Source organism: Natronospira sp., from assembly GCF_007134575.1.
In the GTDB taxonomy this organism is placed as follows: Bacteria; Pseudomonadota; Gammaproteobacteria; order Natronospirales; family Natronospiraceae; genus Natronospira; species Natronospira elongata.
The window spans coordinates 1-5,364 of record NZ_SLKM01000221.1 but is presented as its reverse complement, the minus strand read 5'-3'; the positions used below and the strand labels follow the sequence as shown (position 1 = coordinate 5,364).

At 62.6% G+C, this 5,364-nt stretch carries 5 protein-coding genes and 1 riboswitch; of the genes, 4 read left to right on the top strand and 1 reads right to left on the bottom strand.

Features of this window, described 5'->3' with window-relative positions; genetic code table 11:
- Positions 1 to 63: 63 nt before the first annotated feature.
- A riboswitch (SAM riboswitch) is annotated at positions 64 to 178 on the top strand.
- A 93-nt stretch (positions 179 to 271) separates the two neighbouring features.
- The 3 genes from ACJWXQ_RS08860 to ACJWXQ_RS08850 are packed head-to-tail and all read left to right on the top strand — an operon-like array spanning position 272 to position 3,535.
- On the top strand, positions 272 to 1,264 hold the full coding sequence (locus ACJWXQ_RS08860) for a homoserine O-succinyltransferase (protein ID WP_346052052.1): 993 nt from the start codon (positions 272 to 274) through the stop codon (positions 1,262 to 1,264).
- A complete protein-coding gene (gene metB / locus ACJWXQ_RS08855) occupies positions 1,251 to 2,447 on the top strand; it encodes a cystathionine gamma-synthase (RefSeq protein WP_346052054.1) in 1,197 nt (398 codons plus the stop codon). The genes ACJWXQ_RS08860 and metB overlap by 14 nt, the downstream gene beginning before the upstream one ends.
- The gene (locus ACJWXQ_RS08850; protein ID WP_346052056.1) at positions 2,444 to 3,535 is read left to right on the top strand and encodes a hypothetical protein; all 1,092 of its coding nucleotides are present in this window, start codon (positions 2,444 to 2,446) and stop codon (positions 3,533 to 3,535) included. The genes metB and ACJWXQ_RS08850 overlap by 4 nt, the downstream gene beginning before the upstream one ends.
- Positions 3,536 to 3,548: 13 nt before the next feature.
- On the opposite strand, the gene ACJWXQ_RS08845 is transcribed toward ACJWXQ_RS08850, so the two are convergent.
- Entirely contained in the window at positions 3,549 to 4,232 is a 684-nt protein-coding gene (locus ACJWXQ_RS08845) for an FMN-dependent NADH-azoreductase (protein WP_406672617.1), read from the bottom strand.
- Between the two features lie 113 nt (positions 4,233 to 4,345).
- Here ACJWXQ_RS08845 and ACJWXQ_RS08840 point away from each other — a divergent pair, with 113 nt between their 5' ends.
- Positions 4,346 to 5,242: a LysR substrate-binding domain-containing protein gene (locus ACJWXQ_RS08840; protein ID WP_346052060.1), complete on the top strand. Its 897-nt coding sequence runs from the start codon at positions 4,346 to 4,348 to the stop codon at positions 5,240 to 5,242.
- The last annotated feature ends 122 nt before the right edge of the window (positions 5,243 to 5,364 follow it).

The window sequence follows — 5,364 nt, the reverse complement described above, 5'->3', positions numbered from 1 at the left end:
GATGCCCAAATAACAACTAATTCTTTGTACTAGCTCAAATTCACCCCTAAGCTTTTCCGCAAATGCTCATCAAGACCGGTTGAGGGACAGGCCCGACGATACCGGGGCAACCAGTGGAGCCATCCACCCAGGTGCCAATTCCTGCGGGGAGCCATTCAGGCTCACCGAGAGATGAGCGAAGCCGTGCTGCTTCGGTTACCCGTCCGAGATCACGTCCTTCGCCATCGGCTCCCCGCAGGCTTTCTGTTCAAGCAAAGCGGAGGAGAATAAGGTGGCAGCCCTTGCAGCAACACTCAGCACACCCTTCGATCGTGAGTTTCTGGAAGAAACCGCGATTCCCCCCTGCCAGTCAGGAGAGCTTGAGACCACGGTAGATGCCGGTGGCCATGGCATGACGGTGCGACTGCCCTGGCGTTTGCTGGGCAGACCGGGATTGCCGGTCCTGCTGGTGCTTGGCGGCATCAATAGCGGTCGGAAGTTGGAAAGCTGGTGGTCCCGGCAGGTCGGTATCGGACGGTCACTGGACCCGACGCGGTTTCGCCTTCTGAGTGTGGACTGGGCTGACAGTGAGCAGCAGCGCCAATCGCCCTTGCTGACCCAAGATCAGGCCCAAGCCATCGAAGCGCTTGCCGATCATCTCGGCATTCAACGTTTGCATGGGGTGATTGGTGCCTCCTTCGGGGCCATGGTGGGCCTGGCCCTGGCGGAGCGGGATCGACTCTTCATCGACAGGCTGCTGCTGATCAGTGGCGCCCACTACAGCCATCCCGCTGCGACCGCGGCCCGCCATCTGCAAAGAGAGATTGTGCGTCTGGCCGAGGTGGCGGGGCTGCCACGCACGGGACTTGCACTGGCCCGTGGCCTGGCCATGAGCACTTATCGCACCCCCGAGTTGTTCGCCGAGCGTTTCAATGAAACCGACGCGGTGGATCGTCTGCAAAGCCTGGAATCCTATCTTGGCCATGTTGGGCATCAGTTCGCCCGGCGCTATGAAGCGGATCAGTTTCTCGGCTTATCCGAAGCCCTGGATCTGCATCAAGTGGACCCGAGCCGGATTCGGGTGCCGGCAACGGTGGTCGGGGTCGACAGTGATCAGCTCGTGCCCCTAACCCAGATCAGGGCATTGGCCGAGGGCCTGGCCGGCCCGGTGGCACTGGATGTGATCCAGAGCCGCTATGGCCATGACGCCTTCCTGACCGAACACCTTCGCATCAGCAAGATTCTTAACGCCTGCTTCAAGGAGAAGACCCATGCCACTGCCTGATCAGCATGCCCAGACCATTGCCGCACGCACCGGGGTGGATTGCGACACGCAATACGGATCGGTGATACCGCCCATCCACATGAGCAGCACCTTCAGCTTCGCTGACTACGGTGAGGCCCGTGCTCATGATTACAGCCGCTCGGGCAATCCCACCCGCGACCGGCTCGCCGATGCCCTGCGCGATCTGGAAGGGGGCGCGGCGGCGACGGTGACCGCCACCGGCATGGCGGCGATCACCACGGTGCTGCAGCTGGCCGGGCCGGATGATCTGATCCTGGCCACCCATGATTGCTACGGCGGTACCTTTCGTCTCCTGGATGCCTGGGCCCGCCAGGGTCGCTTTCAGCTCAGCTTCGTTGATTTCAACGACCCGGCGGCGGCGCGTGAGGCCCTGGCCCGGCGGCCCAAGCTGGTTTGGCTGGAATCACCCAGCAATCCCCTGCTGCGCATCACCGATATCGCCCAGGTCTGTGAACGGGCCCGGGAGGTGGAGGCCCGGGTGGTGGTGGACAATACCTTCTTGTCCCCGGCCCTGCAGCAGCCCCTGTCACTGGGCGCGGACATCGTCGTGCATTCCACCACCAAGTACATCAACGGGCACAGCGATGTCATCGGCGGTGCCATTATCAGCGCCGATCCGCAAGCGGGTGAGGAGATTGCCTGGTGGGCCAATTGTCTCGGGGTGACCGCTGCTGCCTTCGATGCCTGGCTGACCCTGCGCGGGCTGCGCACCCTGCATGCCCGCCTGGCCCTGCACCAGGAAAACACCGCCCGGGTTTGTGAGTTTCTCGCCGACCATCCGGCCGTTAGCAAGATCTACTATCCCGGCCTGACCAGTCATCCGGGGCATGCCATCGCCCGTCGTCAGCAGTCCGGTTTCGGGGCCATGCTCAGTTTCGAACTGGAAGGGGGCGAGGCCGCCGTGCGTCGTTTCCTGTCCGGTCTGCGATGTATCACCCTGGCCGAGTCCCTGGGCGGGGTGGAAAGCCTGATCGCCCATCCGGCCACCATGACCCATGCCGCCATGCACCCCGATGCCCGCCGTCGGGCGGGCATCGGTGATGGCCTGCTGCGCCTGTCGGTGGGGATTGAATCCACTCGGGACCTCATTGCCGATCTCGACCAGGCCCTGTCCGGTCTGCTCACGCGCCAGGCCGCCGGCCTGGAAGGAGTCGGGACATGAGCGAGTTGATCATTGAAGGCAATGCCCTGCGCCGGGCGGAGGTGAACGCCCAGGCCGAGAGCAGCATTCCGGTGGCCATCATCGGCACCGGCAACGTGGGTGGTGAACTGTTGAATATCCTGACCGATCGCCAGCCCGGCCGCCTGCGCCTCTTGGCCTTGGCCAATTCCCGGCAGATGCTTTTGGATGAGCAGGGCTTGGCATTCGACGGCCTGGACGAGCGCCTAGAAGCGGCGGGCCGACCCACCTGCCTGGATCGGCTGGTTTACCACCTGCGTCACCACGCGGCTCGCGGCGTCATCGTGGATCTCACCGCCAGCCCGGAAGTCGCCGCGCGTCACGCGCAATGGCTGCGGGCCGGTCTCGAGGTGGTGACTGCCAATAAGTGGGCGGTGGCCGCCGGGGAGGAGGCCTATCAGCGCCTGCGCGCGGCCAGTGAAGTGTCAGCCTACCGCCATGCGACCACCGTCGGTGCCGGCCTGCCCCTGCTGGAAACCATCCAGCGCCTGCGTGCCAGTGGCGAGCGTATTCTTTCAGTCTCCGGTCTGTTCTCCGGCACCCTGAGCTATCTCACCCAGGCCCTGGCCACCGGCCGGCCCTTCAGCGAGGCCCTGAGCGAAGCCCAGCAACAGGGCCTCACCGAGCCCGATCCCCGCCTGGACCTTTCCGGCCTGGACGTGGCCCGCAAACTCATCATCACCGCCCGCGCTGCCGGCCATTCCATCGATCCGAAACAGGTGGCGGTGGAAAGCCTTTATCCGGAGACCCTGGCCGACTGGCCCCTGGCCGATTTCCTCGATCGCGCCGGACCGGAACTGGATGCCTACTGGCAGGCCCACCCGGCCCGCAAGCAACAGGGCGTACCCCGCTATGTGGCGACGGTGGATGGTGAGGGCAGGGCGCAAGTGGGCATCCGCTGTCTGCCGGCGGACCACCCCTTCGTCGCCATCGGCCCCACCGACAACATCTTCCAGATCCGCACCGACAGCTATGATGATACCCCCATAATCATCCGCGGTCCGGGCGCCGGCGCCCGCGTGACCGCCACCCAGGTCCTGGCGGATATCCAGCAGTTCAGGGTGACGTGAGTCCCCGGGCAGCCTACGCAGGGGCTGACTCGTAGGTAGCTTGATCCCGGGAGAGCTTGGTAAATGATTGCACCAGATCGTCGATCTGCTGGTGGGCTGACTGTTTGGAACGCTCATGGCGTTCATCCCCGAATTCCTGGTATTCGATGCTGACAAAATGTTTGTCATTGACGCCAAGGTAATGGGCCACCGTGGCGATATGGGTGTCCAGGTGGTTCATGTGGTGGCGGCTTCCGCCGGGCTGAAACCCGAATTCGCCCTTGGAACTGAGCAGCACCAGGCGCTTGCCCCTGAAGATGGGCTCAAGCGGCCAGTCCCCACGCCCAAGATCGAAGGAGAAGGTCTTGTTGACCCGAATTACCTGATCAAACCAGGCCTTGAGAGCCGCCGGCATGCCGTAGTTGTACATCGGCGAGGCAATCACGATGAGATCGGCCCGGTCGACCTCATCGATCATCTCGTCGGAAGATGCCAGCAGTTTGCGCTGATGTTGGTCGCGCTGTTCGGCTGGTGTGAAGGCGGCCCCAATCCAGGCCTCGCTGATAAAGGGGGGCGGATGGCTGCCTATGTCCCGCGTAATGACTGTGGTTGTCGGCGCCTTTGAACGCCACGCCTGTTGGAAGTGTTCCGCCATTTTTCTTGAAATGGAGCCCTCGCCGCGGGCGCTGGCCGTGATGAGCAAGATGGTGCTGGACATTGCGCTCTCCTGGTCTTAACTTGAGGTAATATAAGGATAGAAGTCGCAAAGGCCCTTTTAAAACGGAAATAATTTGCCTGATAGATGAGAAAGACTCATCCTGGTGGCCAGCCATGAGAGACCTCCCGCCCCTCAATGCCCTGCGCGCCTTCGAGGCGGCGGCTCGGCGTGGCAGTTTTCAGGCTGCCGCCGACGAGCTCCATGTGTCGGCAACCGCCATCAGCCACCATATCCGGCACCTGGAAGAGCTGCTCAAGCAGCCACTGTTCATTCGTCATCCCCGGCCAATCCGTTTGACTGCGGCGGGTCAGAAACTCTTCCCCGCCCTTCGCGACGGCCTGGATCAGATTGGCGCCGGGGTCGCGGCCGTTCGTGCCGCGAGCACCAGACAACCACTGGTCATCACCACGACGCCGGCATTTGCCAGTCGCTGGCTGATTCCACGGCTGGGGGAGATCAACAAGGCCTTGAATGGTGGGCGGGTGGCGGTGCTGGCTTCCGAGACAGTTGCGGATTTGCATTCGGGAGAAGCGGACCTGGCGATCCGATATACCCGCTCGCCGCCTGATGATTTCGCATGCCATCACCTGTTTGAGGATCACTACCAGCCATTTTGCCATCCCCGTTTGCTGGCCGGCACCGCGCAGGCGCGGGTGCTGTTGGAGTATCCCCTGATACATTTCCAGTGGAAGCAAAAGGGGGTGGCAGTCCCGGACTGGTCGCGATGGCTGGATTCCGCTCGACAGCTACGTCCTGACGTCGCCCTGCCACTGTCGGACGACGGCATCCATTTCAGCGAGGAAACCCACGCTATCGAAGCGGCTGTCATGGGGCAGGGCGTGGCGCTTCTAAGTGATCAATTGGTGGCCCGGGAGCTGCAGGCCGGGATGCTGGTGCCGGCGGTGGATCATGCCATTTCGGGCTTGGCCTTTTACGTCATCCATACGGCAGACAATAGCCGACGAGGTGAGATCGAAGCCTTCATCGAGCAGTTGTTCAATGCCCTATGAGAACGGCGATCTTAATCCTGGACCAGCCCAGACTCGCGCAGGAAACGCGCGTAAGATTCTCGGGCCTGCTCCCGGCGCATGACATTGTTGTGATGGGCGTTTTTCACCAAGACCAACTGCTT

Coding starts and splice junctions, on each gene's coding strand:
- metB (WP_346052054.1), top strand. CDS start 1,251: ATGCCACTGCCTGATCAGCATGCCCAGACCATTGCCGCACGCACCGGG.
- ACJWXQ_RS08850 (WP_346052056.1), top strand. CDS start 2,444: ATGAGCGAGTTGATCATTGAAGGCAATGCCCTGCGCCGGGCGGAGGTG.
- ACJWXQ_RS08845 (WP_406672617.1), bottom strand. CDS start 4,232: ATGTCCAGCACCATCTTGCTCATCACGGCCAGCGCCCGCGGCGAGGGC.
- ACJWXQ_RS08840 (WP_346052060.1), top strand. CDS start 4,346: ATGAGAGACCTCCCGCCCCTCAATGCCCTGCGCGCCTTCGAGGCGGCG.